This window comes from Aeromonas sp. 30P (assembly GCF_051919805.1).
GTDB classification, from domain to species: domain Bacteria; phylum Pseudomonadota; class Gammaproteobacteria; order Enterobacterales; family Aeromonadaceae; genus Aeromonas; species Aeromonas veronii.
Genome location: NZ_JBQBEA010000001.1, coordinates 1,983,335 through 2,007,142, shown reverse-complemented (window position 1 = coordinate 2,007,142; position 23,808 = coordinate 1,983,335). Strand labels below are relative to the sequence as shown.

The window sequence follows — 23,808 nt, the reverse complement described above, 5'->3', positions numbered from 1 at the left end:
ATAACAAGCGTGACAAATGTCACATAATGCTCATTAACGCGCGAGCAAATGAGCGTTTGCGAGCGCAAATTTGGCCCATATCAAACATTTCCACTCAGAAGTAGGCCACACTGGCCTCATCTGGAAGAGATGAGACGGGCAACAATGAAAAGAATAACTACACAAGTCGTCATCATAGGCGGCGGTGCCACAGGGGCCGGCATCATGCGCGATTGCGCACTGCGCGGCATCGACTGCATCCTGCTCGAGCGCGATGATATCGCCGCCGGCACCGGCCGCAACCACGGCCTGCTCCACTCCGGTGCCCGCTACGCGGTGACGGATCAGGAGTCCGCCCGCGAATGCATCCAGGAAAACCGCATCCTCAAGCGGATTGCCAGCCACTGTGTCGAGGACACGGGCGGCCTCTTCCTCACCCTGCCGGAAGATGACATCAATTTCCAAACCACTTTTATGGATGCCTGCGCCCTGGCCGGTATCGAAACCCGCCAGCTCGATCCCCGCGAAGCGCTGCTGCTCGAGCCCAATGCCAACCCGGCGATGATCGGCGCCATCCATGTACCGGACGGTACGGTCGACCCGTTCCGCCTTGCTGCTGCCAACGTGCTGGACGCCAAAGAGCACGGCGCGCGCATCTTTACCCACTGCAAGGTGCTGGGACTCTTGCGCACGCAAGATCGGGTGCACGGGGTCAAGGCCATCAACACCCGCACCGGCGAAGCGTTCGAGGTGGAGTGTCAGGAGGTGATCAACGCCGCCGGCATCTGGGGCCAGCAAATTTGCGAATATGCTGATCTCGGCATCCGCATGTTCCCGGCCAAGGGCTCCCTGCTCATCATGGATTACCGGATCAACCAGCTGGTGCTCAACCGCGCTCGCAAGCCGGCGGATGCGGACATTCTGGTGCCGGGCGACACCATCTCCCTCATCGGCACCACCTCGAGTCGCATCGATTACAACAAGATTGACCAGCTCACCGTCGAACCCGAAGAGGTGGAAGTGCTGCTGCGCGAGGGGATCAAGCTCGCCCCCATCATGGCACGCACCCGTCTGCTGCGCGCCTACGCCGGGGTGCGACCGCTGGTGGCGGTGGACGGTGACGACACCGGCCGCAACATCAGCCGCGGTATCGTGCTGCTCGATCACGCCGAGCGGGACGGCCTCAAGGGGTTCAACACCATCACCGGCGGCAAGCTGATGACCTACCGCCTGATGGCGGAGTGGGCCACCGATCTGCTGGCCAAGAAGCTCGGTAACAGCAAACCCTGCCAGACCGCCGAGCTGAGCCTGCCCGGCTCGCGGGATCCGGAAAAGGTCTCCGCTCCCGGTCTCTCGGTGCCGGTCGAAGGGTCGGCCCAGTACCGCCACGGCGAGCGGGTCATCGCCTTCTTCCGTGATAATCCCAAAGCCAACGCCCTGATCTGCGAGTGCGAAATGGTCACCGCGGGCGAAATCGAATACGCCCTGCGCGAGCTGGATGTGGACAACCTCATCGATCTGCGCCGCCGCACCCGTCTGGGGATGGGGCCCTGTCAGGGCGAGCTGTGCGCCTACCGCGCCGCCGGTCTGATGCAGGAGTACGGCAAGGCCGATGGCCGTCAGGCCTGCGTCATGCTGCGCCAGTTCCTTGAGGAGCGTTACAAGGGAACCCGCCCCGTTCTGTGGGGCGATGCCCTGCGCGAGGCCGAGTTCACCTACTGGATCTACGAAGGGCTGTTTGGCCTGGGGGAATGGACGGCGCCACAACTGGTTGCCGATACCCCACGCGGCTCAACCAGCGCGACCACTCACAAGGAGAGCCGTCATGAAGTTTGACAATATCGTTATCGGCGGTGGCATGGCGGGGCTCTCGGCTGCCCTGCGGCTGGTGGAGGCAGGCCAGAAGACCCTGCTGATGGCATCCGGCCAGAGTGCCCTGCACTTCTCCTCCGGCTCGGTCGATCTGCTCGAAAGCGAGGGAGATCCCCGCGCCGCCCTGCCCGCCTTTATGGCTGCCCATCCGGATCACCCCTACAGCAAAGTAGGAATGCAAAATATCGAAGCGAGTCTGGCCGATCTGCAGCGCCACTGCGCCGAGCAGGGATTGCCGCTGGTGCGCCACGAAACCAATCACCAGCGCCTGACTCCCATCGGTACCCTCAAGCGCACCTGGCTCTCCCCCGATACCTGTGCTTGCGTCACCGATGCGCCGATCCCGGACGTGCTGCTGCTGGCCACCCTCGAGGGCTTTCGCGACTTTCATCCGGCACTGGCGGCCGCCAATCTGGCGACCCATCCGCGCTTTGCCCACTGCCGCATTCTGACCGGCGAAATCCGCCTGCCCCAGCTGGCGGAATTTAGCCGCAACCCCCACGAGTTTCGCTCAGCCGACATCGCGCGCCTGTGTGACAAGCATCATCTGGTGGCCGATCTGGCCCGCGAGATCAGCCGCATGGTGCAGGAGAGCGGTGTACCCGGCTGCCGCCATATCGTGCTGCCCGCCTGCCTTTCGCTGGGGCTGGTTGGCCCGCGTCTGGCGGAGCTGGAACAGCGCACCGGCTGCACCATCAAGGAAGTGGCCACCATGCCGCCGTCTCTGATAGGTATGCGGATGCAGGAGGCGCTCAAGCGCCGCTTTATGGCCCTTGGCGGCACCTTCCTCACCAGCGAGCGGGTGCTGGGCGCCCGTTACGAAGGTGACCGGGTGGTCGGCGTACATACCCAGAATGGCGATGATCAGCTGTTCGAGGCGGACAACTTCGTGCTTGCCTCCGGCAGCTTCTTCAGCCGCGGGCTGGAATCCCGTCTGCGTGGCATTCGCGAGCCCATCTTCGATGCCGATGTGCTGAGTCTGGAGGAGCGTGACGCTTGGGCCGGTCGCCGCCTGTTCGATCACCACCCTTTCATGGGCTTCGGGGTCAAGACCGACGACAAGCTCAGAGTGCTGCGTGGCGGCAAGCCGCTCACCAACCTCTATGGCGCGGGCAGTGTCTTGGCCCATTACGACCCAATTCGTGAAGGTTCCGGCTCCGGCGTTGCCGTTGCCACCGGCTGGCAGGCTGCCGGCCATATTCTGGGCGCGGCCCAATGATTACTACGTCCCATATCCCGTGTCTTCATCATCGCCGGGAGGAGAACTGACATGCTACTGGATCACGCCAACCAAACTTTCGATCAGTGCATCAAATGCACCGTCTGTACCGCCTACTGCCCGGTGGCCAAGGCCAACCCCGCCTACCCCGGCCCGAAACAGGCGGGCCCGGATGGGGAGCGGCTGCGCATCAAAAGCCCCGAGCTCTTTGACAGCGCCCTCAAGCACTGCACCAACTGCAAACGCTGCGAAGTAGCCTGCCCGAGCGGGGTGCGCATCGGCGACATCATTGCCAAGGCCAAGCATCAGTACAGCGGTTTCAAACCGGGGATCCGCGAGTTCGTGCTCTCCCACACCGATCTGATGGGCAGCATGTCTACCCTGATGGCGCCGGTGGTCAACTTCACCACCGGCCTCAAGCCGATGAAACTGGTGCTGGACAAGGCGCTGGGGGTCTCATCCCACCGCGACCTGCCCAAATACTCTCAGGGCACCTTCCGCGGCTGGTACAAGAAGCAAAAAGAAGCTCAGGCCCGTTATGAGCGCCAAATCGCCTACTTCCACGGCTGCTACGTCAACTACAACCATCCTCAGCTTGGCAAGGAGCTGGTGCAGGTGCTCAACGCCATGAACATCGGCGTGCAGTTGCTGGAGCGGGAGAAGTGCTGTGGCGTGCCGCTCATTGCCAACGGCTTCATGGACAAGGCCAAGCAGCAGGCGGCCTTCAACATCAAGCAGATGGAGAACTCCCTGCTGGGCAACGAGATGCCGCTGCTGGCCACCTCCTCCACCTGCGGCTTTACCCTGCGCGATGAATATCCCCACCTGCTGGAGCAGGACAACCACAAGGTACGGGATCGCATCTCGCTGGTGACCCGCTTCCTGTGGAACGAGTTCTACAAGGGCAACAAACCGGCGATGAAGCCGCTCAATCTGCACATCGCCTACCACACCCCCTGCCACATGGAAAAAATGGGGGGCGTCATCTACACCCTCGAATTGCTGCGCGCCATTCCCGGGGTCAAGGTGACGGTGCTGGAGTCCCAGTGCTGCGGTATCGCTGGCACCTACGGCTTCAAGTCGGAGAACTACCAGACCAGCCAGACCATCGGCGAGGGGCTGTTTGATCAAATCAACCGCCTCTCCCCCGATCTGGTGATCACCGACTGCGAAACCTGCAAATGGCAGATCGAGATGAGCACCAGCTTCCGCTGTGAACATCCGATCCACCTGCTGGCCCAGGCGTTGGCCTGAATCCCCGGCCCTTGCGGCCGCATAAAAACAATCCACGCAGAGATAAACAAAGAGCCGGCAATTGCCGGCTCTTCTTTTTTACGCTTCACGCCCGCTATCAGGGGTGCTGGATGATCAGGCTATGTTGATCTTCCAGCATGCTCTGCAGGATATCGTGGGACGAGGTGCTGGTGAGATTCCAACTGGTCAGGTCCACATCCTTCAGGGTGATCTGTTGGGTTATCTGGCCATCACCCGCGGGGGAAACCGAGAGATTCACATCGCTCAGGCCATTGCTCCCTGTGGTCACCGAGGCGGAGAGATGCTTGAGCAGATCATCGACACCATTGCCAGTGACCCCTTGCAGCATATCAGCCAGATCGATCTTGTCCCCTTGCTCCGGATGGAAGTCGGTGATGGTATCGATGGCGGGCTGCCCCTGACTCCCCTCATCCCCGTGCTGCCAGACGAAGAGATCGCTGCCAGCCCCGCCGGTGAGGATGTCGTTGCCATGCCCCCCCAATAGACGGTCATCGCCGGAGGAACCAAACAGCCAATCCCCCTGATCGGAACCGACCAGCTCATGACCACTCTGGCCGTGCACCGTGATGGTCTCAAGGGGCGTGCTGACGGTTGAACCGCCGACACTCGACTCGGCACTGATCCCCAGCACATGGTCACCGTCGCCAAAACCGCTGAAGTAGAGCGGAACCGAGTGATCGGCCGGGATCAGCCAGTCGCCATTGCCATCGGCATGACCAACGATCTGACCATGCTCGTCCTGCACCTGCGCCCCATCCAGACCGCTGATGCGGATGGAGAGCTCACCGGTTGCCGGATTGACCACGCTGGCATTGATGCCAAGGGGGATAACGGCCCCCTGCAAGGCATGGAACGCATGTTGATCCACCGTCAGACCCGGCATATCCGGCTCGGGAGTGACCGTGATGGTCACCTGATCGGTGTCGCTCAGCGGGCCACCCGCACCAGTGTTGCCCTGATCGGAGGTAGTGACGGTAAGGGTATCCTCTCCCCAGAAATCTTTGGCCGGTTCATAGTGCAAGTTGCTTGCCAGCAACTGGTTGAGATCAGCCAGCGACCCCACCAGGGTGATCTCGCTGGTACCCGCCCCCTGCACCATCACGGCACTGGTTGCACCCAGCAAGGTCAGTACACCATGTTCGACCCGCAGCACCATGGAGACAGGCGCACTGCCTGCATCCACATCCTTCACGCTGACACCGGAGAGCGACAGGGAGCCATCTTCCTTCACCGTCATGCTGCCAGGAAGCTGATTGACCGGGGCATCGTTGACCGGCTGCACCTCGATGGGCAGCACATCGGTATCGCTGAGTGCCCCGCCACTACCCGTGTTCCCCTGATCGTTGGTGACTATGGTCAGGGCGTCATTGCCGTAGAAATCACTGTTGCCCTGATAGGTGACCCCACCAGAGAGCAAGGCATTGAGATCGGTCAGCGTGCCGGTCAGCACCAGCGAACCGGTGCCGTTTCCGACCACCGTCACACCGCTGCCAGCAGGCGGCGTCAGGGTGCCATGTTCCACCGACAGGGTGATCTTGATGGGGCTGTTGCCCGCATCCACATCTTTCACCTGCAAACCGTGGATGACGAAGGGCTGATCTTCCTGCGCGACCTGAGGGGTCGTTGGCAATACGTTGATTGGCGCATCGTTGACCGGGCTTACATCCACATGGATGGTGCCATTGACCTCAGGGCCAAGGGCGCCGTTGTCGAGACTCTGGGCGGTGATCTTGAGATCCAGTGCACCGTTGGCATCATTGGTCACCAGCTCGACAGCGCCCAGCTTGCCGCCCTCGGTGGTGACCTGCCAGCGACCGCCACCCAGATCAACAACCGTCCCCGCCACGCCATTTGGCAAGCGGATCTCGGCGCCATCAGGCACCCCTTCGATGGTGACCCGCACCTGCTCGGGCTTGTTCTCATGCACATTACCCGCACTGCCGCCGGTTGGCTGGGTATCCCGGGTCTCCAGCCCCAGATCCAGCGTGATCACATCCCCTTCGGTACCGCTCGCCTGACCCTGAATGTCGGCGATGAGGGCATCCCCCACCGGATTGACGGTAACGGTAAAGCTGCCACTGGTTTCGAGCGGAATGGTGAGCCCCTTGTCGAGGGTAAAGGCGCTCAGCGACAGCTCCACGGTGCCGCTGAAATCAGCTGGCGGGATCAGGGTCAGCTTGGAGAAATCGGTCCCCACCGGGATCTGCCAGACGCCGCCACCATTGTTGACCGCCGGAGCCGACAGGGTGAAGCCATCCGGTACCCCCTTGATCTGCAGCGCGACGATCTGCTCCGAGCCATCGTTATCGATTAGGGTTGCGCCAAATCCGGCAAGGTTGACCGTGCCATCCTCGCTCCCCGTGACGCTGTGCACCGAGAGCTGGGCCGGATCGTTGACCGGTCTCACCTCAAAGCCGACCTGGCCGCTCCAGCTGCCGCTGTCAGTCACCTGCTGGCCGCCGACCAGCGCGGTATCGACGATATCGACCTTGATGTCGAGCGGTACCTGACCGCTGAAATGCTCTTTGGGCACAAACACCAAATCCTTAAGTGCCGCCATATCACTCACAACCAGAATGTTGACCGGCTTGCCGCTGCCATCGAGGAAGTAACCATATTTCGCATCCACCGTGATGGTGACCCGCTCAACGGTTTCGAGACCGCCGCCCGCGATGGAGGGGCTGATATCGGCCAGTTTCACCGAGAGATCGAGGTGGATCTCGCTATCTTCCAGATTGTCCGGCTGCCCGTCCTGGTTGGTGTCCTGAACGGTCATAGTCAGTTCCGGATGCTCGCCACGACCACCATTCACATCGACTACGGGGGCCACATCGACCCTAACCGTGCTGCTGTCAACCTTGATATCGCCACTGGCGGTATCGGTATTCACCACCTTCACCTCGATATTGAGCGAACCGGCAAAGTCCTGTGGCAAGCCAAGGGTCAACCCTTCCAGGCCCGCCAGTGACGGCGGCACCTTGATGACGTATTCACCGGTCGAGATGTTGTACTCGGCCCCGCTGATGGTCACGCCCGCAGGCAACCCCTTGAGGACAATGGTCACCTCGTCGCTGACCTGATCGGCGGCGCCGATATGGATCACGCCTTTGAGCTGCTGACCAAAATCAACCCGGATATCCTCCTTGCCCACCAGCACGGCGTTGTCGTCGATATCGACAGTCGCCGCCGGTGTCTTGGGCGTCACTGGCTTGTTCTCAAATTCGGCACTGGTTTCCAGGCTCACTTTGACATGGGCACTGGCATCGCCATCATCGCCCCGGTCGATCACCATGGCATCGATGCGGATCGGTTCGACCTTGCCGACAAACCCGTCCGGCGCATGCAGCTTGAAGCTGCCGAGGTTGCCCGCCGGCACGATCCAGCTGCCGTTACCGTTGTTGATACCGCCAACCACCACGAACTGATCGCCTGCACCACCATTCAACACCGGCAGGTTGATCACCAGATAGTCGATCTCCTCCACACTCGAGGGATCGAGGTCGGTAAAGACGAAGCGTCCAGTCAGGTCTATATCAGCACCGCTCTGCCCCACGAGAGCTCCACCGTTCTGGGTCAGCACGCCATCGGGCTCCACCACGGCCTGGATATCGACATGCAGATTGCCATCGATCACCTTCTCGGCCACCGCGCCCGAATCCACATCATGCTGGGTCACGGTGACGTGGCTCTGGATAGTGGTATCCCGATCGCTATCCTCCGGCGCCTTCACCAGCAGTTGCCCCCCGTTGAGCAGGCTGTCGAGCTGGGCGGCAGTCAGGGTGACCTTGCCACTGACCACGGTCAGCTGGCTCTCGACACCGCCGACTCGCAGCCAGATCTGGTAGCCATCCTCCACCCCGGAGAGACTCAGCGCCGTGACTTTCTCGGCGCCGTCAGTAAGGGTCGGATGCCAGTCCAGCACGGTGAACTGATCTTCCAGGCCATGACTGGTCTTGCTGTAGTTGGTCGCATCGATCTCCGGTTCCACCTTGATATGCAGCGGCACATCGAAGCTCTTGTGATCACCATCGTTCTCGGTCACCACCACCTTGGCGATCAGGTTCAAATCCGCCGTGCTGTTATGGGGCGGCTGAATAAGCAGGTTGCCAAAATCGGAGACATCGACCTGATAGGTCGGCTTGCCATGGGCGTCGAGTCCGGCAAAGGTGAGGGTCAGCTCCTTGCCATTGGCATCAAAGACCCGGGCACCTTCCGGCAGCCCTTGCAGCACCACGTTGAGGCTCTCGGAGGTGTCGTTCGGGGTATCGACCCACTCGCCCGAGGTGAGGCTAAAGTTGAGCGGTGCCCGTCCATCCTCACCCACTGTGGTGGCATAACCTGTCCCCTCTACCTCCCAGCCGGTATTGCCAAGCTCGAAATGGGGCTGATCCACCACCCCCACCAGATCCACATGAATGGTCTGGGAGCCGTCTCCTTTTCGTTCACCACGGTATGGGTCTGGCCGTTCGCATCGGTCAATATCGCCGTGTCTTTCACCACCCCCTTGATGGTCAGATCGAAATCGACGTTGCTGTTTTTCGGCGGTTGCAGCTTGAGTTCGCCAATCCGATCAAAAGGAACCTCATAGTAACCGGCTATGTTCTGTGCAACGGCGGAACCACCCAGCAACAAGGTTGCACCGTCAGGCAGGCCACTGATGCGGACAAACATCTGCTCGGAGCCATCGAGTTTGTCATCCAGATGAGCAAGGACAATCTTGCTGCCCAGATCGAGCAGGGTGTCTTCCTTGCCCTGAATGTCACGCACGGTGAGCTTGGCGTCATCGGCCACCGGATTGACGTTGATCACCAGATCAATTTTGTCTCCCTGCGCCGTATCCTGACCCTGAGCGATCGGGTTCTTCTCGGTGCTGATCGGCGTCACCGACAGCTTGATGTCACCACTGAAATCCTTGCCCGGAACCACAGTCACCTTGTTGATGTTGCCGGCCGAAACGGTGTAGATGCCACTGCTATTTGGCTTGAGCTCGACACCGTTGAGCATCAGGGTTCCCCTGCCCGCTTCCAGCTTGATCTGATAGGTCAACGTCTCGGAGCTGTCGGTGTCAGTCAGGCTCGCCTTGACGTCCAGCTTGATACCTGTGCTGTCTTCATTGGTGTCATAGTGGCGAGTGGTGTTGGCTGTGTCCCACATCGGCTTGTCGGCCACGCCGCGCACTGTCACAGCCAGATCCCCCGTTACGGCCGCAGGTGCCGCCCCTTCGGTGACACCGACCTGCAGTTGCACCTGGAAGTGCAGCGGTTGACCGCCATTGTTCCAGCTCGACCAGTTGCTTGAAGGCACAAAGGTCACCCCCTGAGTGGTGTAGTGAACATTATCACTGGTCACCATGGCCGCTGGCGGCACGATAAACCACTTGCCATCAGCCGTGGTGGTGAGGGCAACACCGTTGTAATAGAAGGTGCCATGGGCATTGGCAGGCGCCTGGATAAGTAACTGCTCCACATGCTCACCGCGATCGAAATCGCCAATATCGAGCTGCATGTTGATAGGGATACCCAGCCTCGGGTCTTGCGCCCCCTGATCTTCGTTACCAATGGCTGCGCTAACGGTAAAACGCACCGCTTCATCCTGCAGATTGAGGGTCAGGGTGCTGTCTGCTCGATCGCCATCGCCATCGACCAGATGGGCTGTCACCACCTGGCTGAGCTGACTTGCATCGTGATTGAAACCGGCCGCAGGATTGAAGGAGTAGGAGCCATCGGCAGAGATGGTCAGGGTTCCCATCACCTGCTTGCCATCGGGGCTCATCACATCTTGTATCAAAGAGCCATTGATGGCGTACGTCTGGCCATTGATGGTAATCGACTCGACGCGGGCACCATCCGCACCTTCATTGGCAGTAGGCAGCAGATCGCCGGTCACGGTACTGCTCCCCTCGCTCAGGGTATGTGCCAGCACAGTGCCGATAGGCATGTCATCCTGTACCGTCACGGTCACGCTGACATTGGGGCTACGATCGCCATCATGATCGGTGACAAACAACGGCACTTCGATGGTCAACTCATCCTTGCCCTGTGCACCGTGATCAAGCTGGCCTACCAGATGGACGCTGTAACTGCCGTTAACATCGAGGTGGACCCAGAAAACGGGTTTGCCCCCCTCGGCCGTAGCCAGATACCAGCCGGTGCTGTGTGCTGCCAGCGTAACCGCTTTGCCACCCGACATGAGGTGATTGGCCTGATTGAATGCAGCCACATCCAGTTCAAGAGAGGCAACCCGATCCGAACCGGCGGTGATGGTCACCTTGCCACTATCGGTTTCTCCACTCCCTGCAGGTGTGGTCCCCGGATGCTGACCGTTCACTGCATCGAGATCAGACTCCTCGACCCGAACCGGTTCAATGGCGGATATGATCGGGTTGATGCCATCAGTCACCGTGACAGTGGCGGTGCCCTGATTTTTGCTGCCGTCGCTGTCGGTGACTTCGACCGGCAGATTCAGTTCCAGCTTGTTGTCTGCCCCGTGATCCAGGTTGGTATGCACCGTTACCTGATAACCTATCTCTGCGCTGGTGTGAGCAGCGATGGTAGCAGGAACGGTGGGGATGGAAACCGTCATCACCACCAGACCACCACTGGTCACCGCCTGGAAGGTGTGACCATCGGTGCCAACCGCTTTCCAGGTCAGGGTTTCGCCGTTATGGGTGATGAGCTTGCCGCTGGCATCCATGACCTGACCGGAGAGGGTCAGTCGCACATCAATCACCGGATCCGAGTCAGCCTTGATGGTGATCTTGCCGCTCGTCTGCTGGTCATCAGTGGCAGAATTGGCGCCATCGAAGCGCCCTTCATTGAGGGTTACATCGGTCAGGGTCAGGGTTGGTTTCTCCCCTTCCCCAATCTGGATATTGAGGGTGCCGCTGGTGCTGTCGTTGTTGCCGCCCGCCTTGTCGTAGTCGTTGACGATCACCTTGATGGGCAGCTCGGTCACGGCGTTGCCGCCCTGATGAAGCCCCTGATAAAGGGTGACCTGATAGTCAAACCCGTTCTTGCCCGCCTGATCGAGGCTTCCAACCAGCTTGACCTCGAACACCTCGACCCGCTGGCCATCCACCATCACATAGCCCTTGAGCAGCTGGCTGCCCGGGATCAGCGGGTCACCATCCACCAGCTCGTACTGCACCGGTTTACCCAATGCGGTCAGCGCAGGCTGTTCGCTGCCATCGGCAAAGGCCACCTCGCCCACCCGATCCGACCCGGCTTGCACATCGAAGTGACCGGTTTGACTCAGGCTGTTGCTGCCGGTGAGGTCCCCCTCATCCAGAGACACGCCTTTGCCCGGAATAAAGCTAGGTGCCTTGCCATCCACGATTGTGAGCGGCAACGTGGTACCGATGCGATCGCCATCCTTGTCGGCCAGGGTGACAGCCAGCGGCAGGTTGAGGGATTCACTCCCCTTGTGATCCAGCTCACCGCTCAGGGTAACCTTGGCGGTGACGCTCCAGTTACCGTTGTTATCGACCAGGCTCAGCTCGGCGCGCAGCACCACCTGGCCACCGGCGGTTCCGACCAGCTGGCCGGTTGCGGGATCAACGGTGAAAGTAACCGGGTTGCCGTGGCTGCTGAGTCCGGTCAGGGTGCTCTGAATTGCGGCGATATCAAAGCCGAGGGAGTTGGGGTCAAGGGCATCGCTGCCGTGCGCGACCGAGAAACTCATGGTGCTGACCGTGGCAGCCTCCCCTTGCGCCATCTCGGTGATGGTGGCGCCGGTCACGGCGGAGATGGTCGGATTGGCACCATCACCCACCGCCACGGTAATGGTGGAGGATACCTTGTCACCATCGCTGTCGAGCAGGGTAAAGTCCGCCTTGAGCAGGCTGTCGGCACTGCCCTGATCCAGCGGTTGATGGAGGGTAAAGCTGTATTTGCCATCGTTGCCAAGGGTCAGCTCAAACACCAGCTTGCCATCTGGGGTACGTCCCTCGATACGATGATCGGCCACCGTGATGGTCACGGCCTGCTTGCCCGAAGTGAACCCTTGCAGCCCCGGCTGATTGGCATCGAAGGTGATGCTGGCCAGCGGATCGCTGCCCGCAGTGATAGTCAGATCACCGTCAAGGGTCTGGCCCTGCTGCCAGTTGCTATCTTCGGTGAGCGTGAGGGAGACAGGATTAACCTGCGGCAAGGCACCGTCGGTAATGGTGATATTGAGGGTGCCGAGATTGCTCTTGTCGCCGTCAAAATCTGAGCCCTGTACCTTCAGGCCAAGGTTGAGGCTGTTGGTCGCTTCCGGCTCGTCAAACACGCCGGTCAGGGAGACATTGTATTTGCCATCCAGCCCGATGGTAACGGTGAGGATCGTCTTGCCCTGCCAATCCTTGACGATCAGCCGGTTGTCCTGAACCTCGTAACTCGTCGCCTTGCCCTGGCTGGTGAGTCCCGCCAGCGCCGGTTGGCTGGCCTCAAAGTTGAGGGAGACCAGACGATCGCTCCCCACCCTCACCGGCAGCTGACCATCGATGCTTTGGTTGTCCCCTTCTTGCAGAGCGACCCCCTTGTCGATCCCCAATGCGGGATCACTGCCATCATTGACGGTCAGGGTCAGGTTGGCGCTGGTGCTGTCGCCATCGATCTCGTTGGCGCTCACCTGCAAATCGAGGGAAAGCATTTCGTTCCCCTGATGATCGAGCGGGCCGGTGAGGGTGACCACCACCCGCCCAGCCAGATCGCTGCCCTGCTGCTCAGCCTTCAATTCGGCGCGCAGCACCTCCACCCGTTGGCCACTGCCATCCAGGTAGTAACCCACCAAGTGGCGATCACCGGCAAATTCAAAGGTCAGCGGATGACCATCGCTGGCAAAACCCGAGCCGTTGAGGGTAGTCAGGGTACTGTTCTGATTACTGAACACCAGCGAATCCACCAACAAAGGATCGACACCGTGTTTGACTACAAAGCGGCTCTCACCCACTACGGCAGCACCGTTGATAAAGGCATCTTCGGTCAGGGTAATGGGCGGGAGATCAACGTCAAAGTTGGGCGGATTGCTATCCACCAGATTGATCACCAGCGGCGCCTTCACCAGATCGCCGTCGCTGTCTCGATACTCGAGGTTGAACGGCAGGCGCAACACGTCCTGACCGTGATCCAGGCTTTGACTCCAGACGATGCGGTAACTGCCATCACTGTTGAGGGTCAGGGTGAAGACAGTCGCCCCACCGGCACTGGCGGTCAGAGTCTGACCGTTGATGATGTAGCCAAGAGGCGCGCCATGGCTGACGAGCCCCAGCCCTTCCAAGGCACTCTGATCAGCGGCGAACTGGACTTGCAGATTGCCATCCTGGCCAGCACCGGTATTTAGACTGCCGGTCGCGGTGATCGGGCCACCGGCCAATCCGGCTTCGGAGAGCGTCAGGGTTTCGCTCTGACCGATCAGCGGCGCCCCATCGCTGGCGCTGTTGCCCGCCAGATCGGTGACACTGGCACGCACTTCAAAGGATTGATTGATACCGGAGAGATCAAGACCTGATACCTGCCAGCGGCCATCGGCCCCGACCTGTGCCGAGGTGGTCAACAGCGGCTGGCCATTGCTGTCAACAAGTGTGATGGTGACACTCTGACCCGCTTCCACATTGCTGGTGGAGCCGCTCAGGGTGGCGCTGCTGTTGCCAAACAGGGCTGTGGTATCGAGATCATCGATATCGATGAAGGCCTGAGTATCGACATTGATAACGAGGGTATCGCTGGCGCGGTTGCCGGCAATATCCACAGAATTGACCTGAAACTGGTACTGGCCATCGGCCAGGGTCTGCGGCAGCTGATATTGCCAGTTACCGGCGGCATCCACCGTCAGGACGGTGAGCACGCTGCCGCCAAGGCTCAGGGTTACGGTGGCGCCGGGCTCCCCCTTCCCTTGCAGCAGCGGGGTATTGTCGCGGGTCAGATCATCGATCTGGCTGGCGCCGGTGTCGCTCTCATCGGCGAGATCGAGGGTAATGGTGGTGATGGTATCAAGCAGAGTCTGTCCGGTGTCGCTGGCATTGTTGCCCGCCTGATCCTGGGTATTGGCTACAATCTGCAACGGGCCATCCACCAGCTTGCCGGTCACATCGCCAAAATTGGCTTCCCACACCAGGCCGGGCAGCACCACGGTCGTCACCGTCAGTGAATTTCCCGCCTGATCGATAAGGGTCACAGTGACTGGCTGGCCTACCTCCACATCATCCACCACACCACGAATGATGACGCCTGCCGCTTCATCGGCGTTGATAATGTTGTCGCTGGTTTGGGGCTCGGTGATGGTGATGGCAGCAAAGAAATCGCGCTCTTCGGAAAACAGCAGCTCATCGCCAACAGGTTGCACCGCATGATCGGTATCAAAACCGGCCTCGGCCAGGGTGGCATCGTTGGTACGATCGACCACCACAAATCCACCCGAGCTGGAACCGGCTACACCACCGATATTACCGGCGGCGGCTGCGTTACCGGCGGCGGTCTCCTGGAACAATTCGGTCGGGTCAATACCCTGACGGATCGCCTCTTGCAATGAGGCCAGTTCCGGATCGGTCGGTTGTCCATCAGCAGCAGGCTTCGTGGGCTCAGGTTTGGCGGCCATATCTTGCTCACCAGCAGGATCACTGCCCGGCTCGGCTAGTTGAAAGTGGCCACCTTGGGCAGCTTGCAGGCGATCCCCCGGCTGCAATGCCATCCCCACCTTTGCTCGTATGACAGATCCATCTGCACTGATGACAAACACGGAGCCCTCGAGTTGGGAGATCACCGTGGACTTTTCAATTTGCAACTCAGCCATACAACCTCCAGCTAAACCTTAACCACCAACATCAGTACCTACAGGGTACTTGTCTGTTCAATAATCATACCGCACCAGACTAAGTGGGTCTTTTCGCTATTTTCGACAATGATTGCCATAAAATGGCCATAACTTACAAGATTGTGCATCTAACAGGCCCTTTTTAATAAAAAGAGATTTGGATGAACCCAATTCCATCACCTTTATTAACAGGTCTATCAGACTCCATGTGACCATTTCTGTCGTTTGACGATAAATCCACTGCAGCTTCAATAAATTGATCATAATCCGAAGGTCAAAGCTCACAGCACAACACCGAGAATTTGAATATTCAGTCAATTATCAGCATAAGTCATTGCCAGAATGTGTTAACAATACGGCAGCAATCAGGATCAGCAGCAAAAAGTGCCAGTACGTAACTGTACCGTTCAAACTCCTGCCATCGAATGCTTGGCAGTTAACAAGAAGTTGAGTTTCCATAAAATTTAATCCAGATCTCATTTCAGCGATCAATCCTGTGCACCAATTGATCTGGCACAACTCTCCCTCCGATAAATCATCATTAAATTTACCTATTTGTTAGGGTAACCCTCGAGCAATCATATATTGCGCGGTTTTATTCACCCGCAAGCGAATGTCTGCCCACCCCGCCCGACGGGGGGAAGATCCACACCAAGATGGAACGGGTCAGACGAGATCAAAACATTTATCTGGGAGTGATAAACGTGGGTTCACAACACAGGCATATCAAACTGGGCCTCGCCACCCTGCTGCTGACTACCAGCCTTGGCACCAGCGGCTGGGCACTGGCTGATGACGCAACCACCAATGGCAAGATAGAGGCGCGCAGCGAGCTGTTCGCCAAGGATCACGCCGATCAGTTCACCAGCTGGCAAGCCACCAGCGAGAGCAAGGAGCGCACCGACGCGCTGGCGGAAGATCCCAATATGGTGGTGCTGTGGGGCGGTTACCCTTTCGCCAAGGATTACAACAAGCCGCGGGGCCACTTCTATGCGCTGACCGACGTGCGGGAAACCCTGCGTACCGGCGCCCCCAAGACAGCCGAAGATGGCCCGCTGCCGATGGCCTGCTGGAGCTGCAAAGGCCCGGATGTGGCCCGCGTCATCGACGAGCAGGGTGAGGATGGCTACTTCAAGGGGATGTGGGCCAAGGGCGGGCCGGAAGTAGTCAACACCATCGGCTGCGCCGACTGCCACGACACTGCCTCGAAGGAGTTCAAGGAGGGCAAACCTGCCCTGCACCTCTCCCGTCCCTATGCCGAGCGGGCCATGACCGCCATCGGCAAGCCGTTCAAGGAGCAGGGGCGCTTTGATCAGCAGTCCCAGGTGTGCGGCCAGTGCCACGTGGAGTATTACTTCAGCGGCCCCACCAAGGCGGTCAAATTCCCCTGGGACAAGGGCACCACTGTGGAGCAGATGGAGGCCTATTACGATGAAATCGGCTTTGCCGACTGGACCCATGCCCTCTCCAAAACCCCCATGCTCAAAGCCCAGCACCCCGAGTACGAAACCTGGCGCGCCGGCATTCACGGCCAGAACAACGTCGCCTGTGTCGATTGCCACATGCCCAAGGTGCAGAACGAGCAGGGCAAGGTCTACACGGATCACAAAGTGGGTAACCCATTCGATCGCTTCGAGCAGACCTGCCGCAACTGCCACACCCAGAGCAAGGAGATGCTGCAAGGGATTGTCAAACAGCGCAAAGAGGCGGTGATCGAAACCAAGCTGAAGGTCGAGAAGCAGCTGGTACACGCCCACTTTGAAGCCAAGGCGGCCTGGGATGCCGGCGCCACCGAGGCAGAGATGAAGGATATTCTGCAGGACATCCGTCACGCCCAGTGGCGCTGGGACTACGCCATCGCCTCCCACGGGGTGCAGATACACGCCCCCGAAGTGGCCCTCAAGGTACTTGGCAGCGCGCTGGATAAAGCCGCTGACGCCCGCACCAAGCTGGCACGCCTGTTGGCCAGCAAGGGGATCAGCCACGAAATCGCCATCCCCGACATCTCCACCAAGGAGAAAGCGCAAGCCGCCCTTGGCATGGATATGAAGCAGTTCAACAGCGACAAGGCCCAGTTCCTCAAGACCACGGTCCCCGCCTGGGATGCCGAGGCCAAAGCGGCCGGACGGCTGGCACAGTAACGGCGCCTGCGGGCCAGGCCAGACCAGGCCCGCAGCGGATGGAGGCTTCCTATGGGTGATTTAACGATGGATTTTTTACGACTGATGCTGATGGCAGCCATGCTGCTCACCAGCCTGCAGGGTCAGGCGGCCGAGCCGGCAGCTGCCCCTGTTCCAGCTACACATGAGGTGGAATTTTTACGCAATCCCGACAAGGCCTGTACCGACTGTCACAAGGAGCAGAGCGAGGGGATGCACGGCAAGCATGGTCAGGCGACCAATCCCAACAACCTGGCACCTGTCACCTGCACCAACTGCCACGGCCAGCCCTCCCCCCAGCACCGGGAAGGGGTCAAGGATGTGATGCGCTTCAGCCACAGCCTGAAGGATAAAGAGAGCATCAAGCTTTATCCCATCAGCGAGCAGAATGGAGTCTGCATGAGCTGCCACGAGCCCAAACCACTGCGCGAGGCGCTCTGGGCCCACGACGTGCACGCCACCAAGCTCACCTGCACCAGCTGTCACCAGTTGCATCCGGCCAAGGAGCCCATGGTGGGGATCCCGGAAAAATCCCGCATCAAGCTCTGCGTCGACTGCCACAGCAAGCAGCATGAGGCCAGCAAGGCCCAGCAGGAGCAGTCCAAACCGGCTACCGGCAAGGAGGCCTCATGAGCTGCTCTCGCCGTAATTTTATGGCGGGCGTGGGTGCGGGGGCCCTTATCATGATGACGGGGCCGACTCGTTCCCTTGCTACCCCCCTCGCCCGCAGCCAGACCATCGATGGGATCCGCTATGGCATGATCCACGATGAGACGGCCTGCATCGGCTGCACCGCCTGCATGGATGCCTGCCGGGAGGTCAACAAGGTGCCGGAAGGGGTCTCGCGCCTCGAGATCATCCGCTCAGGCCCGGTCGGTGAATTTCCCGACGCCGAGTACCGCTTCTTTCGCAAGTCCTGCCAGCACTGCGACAACGCCCCCTGCGTGCATGTCTGCCCCACCGGCGCCTCCCATATCCGCAAGGAGGATGGCATCGTCGATGTCGACGCGGATCTCTGCGTCGGCTGCATGTATTGCCTCGCCGCCTGCCCCTATCAGGTGCGCTTTATCAACCCGGTCACCCGAGTGGCAGACAAGTGCGACTTTTGCCGCAAGACCAACCTGGCGGCGGGCAAGGAGCCAGCCTGCGTGGAGTCCTGCCCCACCAAGGCGCTGGTGTTCGGTAATCTGGATGATCCGGACAGCCCCATCGCCAAACGGCTGGTGAAAGAGACCACCTATCGCTACAAGCAGGCACTCGGCACCTCGCCCAAGATGTACCGCGTGCCCAAAGGGAGATAACGTCATGACCATACAAGCGGCATTTCACTTCCCCTCGCTGGTGTGGGGATTTGCCCCATCGCCATCTACTGCTGTGACAGAGGGAGGAATGGATCATGTTGCATGACGCATTTCACTTCCCTTCACTTGTCTGGGACTGGCCCATCGCTATCTATCTGTTCCTGCTCGGCATCTCCGCCGGGGCCACCACCCTCTCGGTGCTGCTGCGCCGCAAGGGGGCAGGCAGCGAGAGCGGCATCATCAAGGCAACCGCCATTCTAGCGCCAGCGAGCGTGATATTGGGGCTGCTGATCCTTATCTTCCATCTGGCCCGCCCCTGGACCTTCTGGAAGCTGATGTTCCACTACCAGTTCGACTCAGTGATGTCGATGGGGGTCATGCTGTTTCAGCTCTATATGGCGGTGCTGTTCGCCTGGCTGGCGGTGGTGTTTCGCACCGAGATCGAGACAATGCGCAGCCGGTTGCTGAAAGAGAAGTTCGCTTTTGTGGATGGGCTGCTTGGCTGGCTTGCCCGCATCGAGCGGCTGCTGGCCCCGCTGTTGCTGCTGCTCGCCGTGCTGCTGGGGGCCTACACAGGCTTTCTGCTCTCTGCGCTCAAGACCTATCCGCTCTTGAACAACCCGGTGCTGCCGGTGCTGTTTCTGGTCTCGGGCATCAGCTCCGGCATCGCCTCCACCATCTTGCTGGCGGTGACGCTCTTCAAGGAGAACCATCACAGCCAAGGGGTGAGCTTTGTTCACCGCTTCGAGCGGCCGGTGCTGGTGATGGAGGTGTTGCTGCTGGTCTGCTTCTTTACCGGCCTCTACTTCGGTGGCGGCCAGAAAGAGGTGGCCATGTGGGCGGCCATCGGCAGCGGCTTCTGGGCTCAGGTGTTCTGGGTCGGCGTGGTGGGCATCGGCATGCTGCTGCCCCAGCTGCTGGCTCTTCTGACCCCGGCGCCCCTGCGGGAGCGAAGCGGCCATCTGGTGCTGGTCTGCAGCCTGACCCTAGTGGGGATCCTGCTGCTGCGCTACTTCGTGCTCTACGCCGGCCAGATGACGGTAGTTTAAAAACCGGTTCACGCTCCTATTGCAAGGCCGTGATCAAGGCTCATGTGCTGCTCGGAATCCTCATGTATTCACATACACTCCGGTTCCTGCGCTGCTCTTTACCTTGCTGACGACCTCTCACGACGGATCGTGAACCGGTTATTGAAACTGGGGATAAGCGCCAGCCACCCCTGGGTGACTGGCGCTGGCTTGTTGCTGGCCCAATGAATTTCTGGTGATGCCACACCCGTTGCTTGGCAATGTTCTCCGCCAAAGGGAGACGATGCTACGTGTGTGCCATGACATGAATGACATCAAAGATTGAACCGGAGGTTGTGTGCTGGCGGAGCTCGGCTATCTCTCACTGCTACTGGCGGCGGCACTCTCCTTGCTGCAGGGCACACTGCCCTGGCTGGGATTACGGCTCGCCTCCCCGACCCTGCTGCGCAGCGCCACGCCGCTGGCGCTAATCAATGCCATCCTGCTGTTGACCGCCCTGCTGCTGCTCGCCAGCTGCTTTGGCCAGGATGATTTCACCGTCAGCTATGTGGCCCAACACGCCAACAGCGCCCTGCCGCTGGGCTTCAAGCTGGCGGCGGTGTGGGGCGGCCATGAAGGCTCCATGCTCTTTTTTGTTTTTGCGTTGGGGCTGTGGGGCGCTCTGGTGGCCCTTTGCTCCAGGCGGGTCGATCCGCTGATCACAGCCCGGGTATTGGCCATCATGGGGCTGATCGTCGGGCTCTTCGGCCTCTATACCCTGATCTTCTCCAGCCCGTTTGACCGCCAATTCCCGGGGCCGCTGGAGGGGCGCGATCTCAACCCCATGCTGCAGGATATCGGTCTTATCATCCACCCGCCCCTGCTCTACCTCGGTTACGTCGGCTTTGCGGTCAACTTCGCCTTCGCCATGGCAGCGCTCCATTCGGGCAGACTGGATGGCGCCGTGGCTCACTGGAGTCGCCCCTGGGCGCTCGGCTCCTGGGTCTTTCTCACCGCTGGCATCGTGCTGGGCTCCTGGTGGGCCTACTACGAGCTCGGCTGGGGCGGCTGGTGGTTCTGGGATCCGGTAGAAAACGCCTCCCTCTTGCCCTGGCTGCTCGGCACTGCCCTGCTGCACGCCCTGATTGTCTGCGAGAAGCGCGGCGCCTATGGTCACGCCGTGCTGTTGCTCTCCATCTTCACCTTCGCCTTGAGCCTGCTTGGCACCTTCGTGGTGCGCTCCGGGGTACTCACCTCGGTGCACGCCTTTGCGGTGGACCCCAGCCGTGGCCTCACCCTCTTGTTGCTGCTCGGCTTGCTATTGACCAGCGCCCTCACCCTGTTTGCCCTGCGGGCGGACATTCGCGCCCCCTATGCCCGCTTTGGCTTGCTGTCAAAGGAGGGGCTGCTCGGCGCCGCCATCCTGCTGCTCTGCGTGGCCTGCGCCAGCGTGCTACTCGGCACCTTCTACCCCATGGTGTTCCAGTCGCTTCATCTGGGTTCGCTCTCGGTGGGTGCCCCCTATTTCAATACCATCTTCGTGCCGCTGGCCCTCTGCCTGATGGCGCTGATGACCCAACTGCCGCGCCTGCGCTGGCAGGCGCTTGCGCCACATTCCCGACTCAACGCGCTGTTACCGCCGCTGTTTGGCCTGCTTGGCGGCGGGCTCATTAGCCTTGCCTATCTGGAACAGGGAGCGTTTTCCGGTAGCTGGATTGGCATCCTCGCCAATATGGTGAGCCTCTGGCTGATGGCCAGCCTGCTGCTCCCGCTCTTGCAACTGACGTCGCTGCGTGAACTCACCCTCAATCGGTTCGGCAGCCTGCTGGCCCACCTCGGGGTGGCGGTGTGCGCCCTCGGCATCGCGCAAATGAGCCACCACAGTCAGGAAGGAGGCACAGTGCTAAGTGCCAACCAGCCCTACCAGCTCGGTGCGTTCGAATTTCGCTATGAGGGACGCGAGCCGATCATCGGCCCCAACTACACAGCCGAGCGCATCACGCTCAGCGTGCATAAAGAAGATAAAGAGATCGCCAGGCTCACCCCAGAGCGACGTCACTACAGCGTGCGCACCATGAACATGAACGAGCCGGGCATCGCGTGGGGAATGCTCGGCGATCTCTACGTGGTGCTGGGTGAGAAGATGGGGCCAGATGCCTATGGCATGCGGCTGCACTACAAGCCGCTGGTACGCTGGATCTGGTTCGGCGGCCTGTTGATGATGACGGGCGGCGCCCTGCGCCTGCTCGCCCGTCGCCCCTTGCTTGCCTCCCGCCCCGTTGTGGTTAGCGCCTCCCATCCCCGGCTCGAACAGGAGGCGTTATGAGATCCCGCCTGCGCCTCTTTCTTCCACTGCTCCTTACCCTGAGCCTCGGCATCCTGCTCTGGCTCGGCCTTGGCAACAATCCCTACAGCAAGGATGAGGCAACGCTCGGACGTACCCTGCCTGCGTGGCAGAGCGACAATCTGCTGGGTGGGAGTCAGATCCAGACCACAAGCCTCAAGGGCGAGCCCTTTGTCCTTAACGTCTGGGCCAGCTGGTGCGTCAACTGCCGCGCCGAGCATCCGTTGCTCAGCGAGCTCGCGGGCACAGTGCCCCTCTATGGTCTCAACTACCGGGACAAGGGGAATGCGGCCCGCGCCTGGCTTATCCAGGCGGGCAACCCCTATCGCGCCGTACTGGCCGACCCCGACGGCAAACTGGCGCTGGAGCTCGGCGTCTACGGCACGCCAGAGACCTATCTGTTTGATGCCGATGGTGCCCTGCTCGCCCGCCATACCGGCGAGCTTACCAAAGGGATCTGGCAACGTCAGTTTGCCCCCCTGCTCGACCAGGCGCGAGCTGACGCGCAAATGAAGACCGCGACAACGGCACACGCAATTGCGCCATCTATTGCAACATCAGCTCGGGAGACACAGCCATGATGCGCCGTTCTCTTGCCTGCGCCCTGCTGGCCCTCGGCATGCTGCTGAGTGCAACTGCATATTCCAGCGGGGTCGATACCTATCAGTTTCGCCACCCCGAGCTGCAAAATCGGGCGCAAGAGCTGGCCCGCGCCCTGCGCTGCCCCCAGTGCCAGAACCAGAATCTGGTGGAGTCCAACTCCCCCATCGCGCGGGATCTGCGGCTAGAGGTCTACCGCTGGGTGGACGAGGGGCAGTCTGATGAGCAGGTGATCGCCCGCATGACGGAGCGCTTCGGCGATTTCGTCCGCTACGATCCCCCCTTAAAGGCCAGCACGGCGCTGCTGTGGGGCGGTCCCCTGCTGCTGTTGGGGCTGGCGCTGTTGACCCTGTTTCGCCGCCTGACACGCACAAAGGCGCACCCCATCCCTGTCGTTAAGGCCATCGTTGAGGCCCCCCCTCAACCCGCCGCCGATCCGCGCAGCGAACTGAATCTGTTGATCATGCACGGGGAGCAAGCAGGCCTCTCCCCCGACCAACCACTCTACAGGGAGCTGAGCGCCACCCGCCTGGCCAGCGCTATCCCGGCGGCTGAGCTGGCCCTGCGCGCGCAACTGGCCAACCAGCATAACAATCGCGGTCGCAATAACCGGCACGGGCGGGCCTTGTTGCTGCTTGGTATCATGGCATTCGTAGCCGTGGCCGCTGTCTATCTCAGCACCGGCCGTTATCAGGCATGGCAGGATTATGCATCCCGTCCCGATCCGCTGGCGGGGTTGAGCCCGCGGGATCTGCAGGACAAGGAGCTGGGGAGTCTGCATCAGAAGCTTCAACGCAACCCCGCCGATCTCGACAGCTGGGCGGCGCTCGGCCAGCTCTATCTCTATCGGGGCGAATATGACAACTCCCTGCTCGCCTACCAGCGCCTCGCGCTGCTGGAGGGGGGCGCCAGTGCAGCGACCCAGGCCGCGCAGGCCACCGTGCTCTACTATCAGGCGGGCCAGCAGCTGACTCCCGAGGCAACCCGCCTGCTGGAGAGCGCCCTCAAGCAGGACCCGGGGGAAGTGAGCGCCCTGATGCTGCTCGCCTCCGATCACTTCCTGCATGGCCGCTACAGCCAGGCCATTGCCCTGTGGCAGCAACTGCTCGATGGCGAGCGCCCTCGTATCAACCGGGCTGCACTGATCGAGGCGATCCAGACGGCAAGCATAATGGGCGGGTAACCCCTTGATTGAAAGAGGGTAATCGTGGTGATATGGCGCCGCCCACGCAAGTGGTTCAGCACTCTCTTTCAATAGACA

General features: G+C 60.5%; 10 protein-coding genes and 1 pseudogene. 10 read left to right on the top strand and 1 reads right to left on the bottom strand.

The features are described 5' to 3' along the window. The first annotated feature begins 144 nt into the window (after nucleotides 1–144). The 3 genes from glpA to glpC are packed head-to-tail and all read left to right on the top strand — an operon-like array spanning nucleotide 145 to nucleotide 4,324. Nucleotides 145–1,815 carry an anaerobic glycerol-3-phosphate dehydrogenase subunit A gene (glpA, locus tag ACTG2B_RS09240; RefSeq protein WP_439995573.1) on the top strand — a complete coding sequence of 557 codons (1,671 nt, stop codon included), beginning with the start codon at nucleotides 145–147 and terminating at the stop codon, nucleotides 1,813–1,815. Continuing rightward, nucleotides 1,805–3,070, top strand: coding sequence for a glycerol-3-phosphate dehydrogenase subunit GlpB (gene glpB, locus ACTG2B_RS09235; RefSeq protein ID WP_110303824.1), 1,266 nt, complete (start codon nucleotides 1,805–1,807; stop codon nucleotides 3,068–3,070). The genes glpA and glpB overlap by 11 nt, the downstream gene beginning before the upstream one ends. A gap of 51 nt (nucleotides 3,071–3,121) precedes the next feature. Next, a complete protein-coding gene (gene glpC / locus ACTG2B_RS09230) occupies nucleotides 3,122–4,324 on the top strand; it encodes an anaerobic glycerol-3-phosphate dehydrogenase subunit GlpC (protein ID WP_040069181.1) in 1,203 nt (400 codons plus the stop codon). 97 nt (nucleotides 4,325–4,421) lie between these two features. Here glpC and ACTG2B_RS09225 read toward each other — a convergent pair. Beyond that, a pseudogene (locus ACTG2B_RS09225) lies at nucleotides 4,422–15,115 on the bottom strand (retention module-containing protein). Nucleotides 15,116–15,840: 725 nt separating this feature from the next. Between ACTG2B_RS09225 and nrfA the strand changes: the two are divergent. The 7 genes from nrfA to nrfF all read left to right on the top strand — a co-directional run bounded on the left by nrfA (nucleotide 15,841) and on the right by nrfF (nucleotide 23,730). Then, on the top strand, nucleotides 15,841–17,277 hold the full coding sequence (nrfA, locus tag ACTG2B_RS09220; protein ID WP_439995572.1) for an ammonia-forming nitrite reductase cytochrome c552 subunit: 1,437 nt from the start codon (nucleotides 15,841–15,843) through the stop codon (nucleotides 17,275–17,277). Nucleotides 17,278–17,328: 51 nt separating this feature from the next. Next, entirely contained in the window at nucleotides 17,329–17,928 is a 600-nt protein-coding gene (nrfB, locus tag ACTG2B_RS09215; RefSeq protein ID WP_439995571.1) for a cytochrome c nitrite reductase pentaheme subunit, read from the top strand. After that, complete coding sequence (gene nrfC / locus ACTG2B_RS09210) at nucleotides 17,925–18,596, top strand: cytochrome c nitrite reductase Fe-S protein (RefSeq protein ID WP_439995570.1); 672 nt, start codon at nucleotides 17,925–17,927, stop codon at nucleotides 18,594–18,596. The genes nrfB and nrfC overlap by 4 nt, the downstream gene beginning before the upstream one ends. 95 nt (nucleotides 18,597–18,691) lie before the next feature. After that, nucleotides 18,692–19,645, top strand: a complete 954-nt coding sequence (nrfD, locus tag ACTG2B_RS09205) for a cytochrome c nitrite reductase subunit NrfD (RefSeq protein ID WP_439995569.1) — start codon at nucleotides 18,692–18,694, stop codon at nucleotides 19,643–19,645. A gap of 316 nt (nucleotides 19,646–19,961) precedes the next feature. After that, a complete protein-coding gene (nrfE, locus tag ACTG2B_RS09200) occupies nucleotides 19,962–21,929 on the top strand; it encodes a heme lyase NrfEFG subunit NrfE (protein ID WP_439995568.1) in 1,968 nt (655 codons plus the stop codon). Further along, nucleotides 21,926–22,528 carry a DsbE family thiol:disulfide interchange protein gene (locus tag ACTG2B_RS09195; RefSeq protein ID WP_304519888.1) on the top strand — a complete coding sequence of 201 codons (603 nt, stop codon included), beginning with the start codon at nucleotides 21,926–21,928 and terminating at the stop codon, nucleotides 22,526–22,528. Before nrfE ends, ACTG2B_RS09195 begins: the two co-directional genes overlap by 4 nt. Next, nucleotides 22,525–23,730 carry a heme lyase NrfEFG subunit NrfF gene (nrfF, locus tag ACTG2B_RS09190; RefSeq protein WP_439995567.1) on the top strand — a complete coding sequence of 402 codons (1,206 nt, stop codon included), beginning with the start codon at nucleotides 22,525–22,527 and terminating at the stop codon, nucleotides 23,728–23,730. Before ACTG2B_RS09195 ends, nrfF begins: the two co-directional genes overlap by 4 nt. Nucleotides 23,731–23,808: the final 78 nt, after the last annotated feature.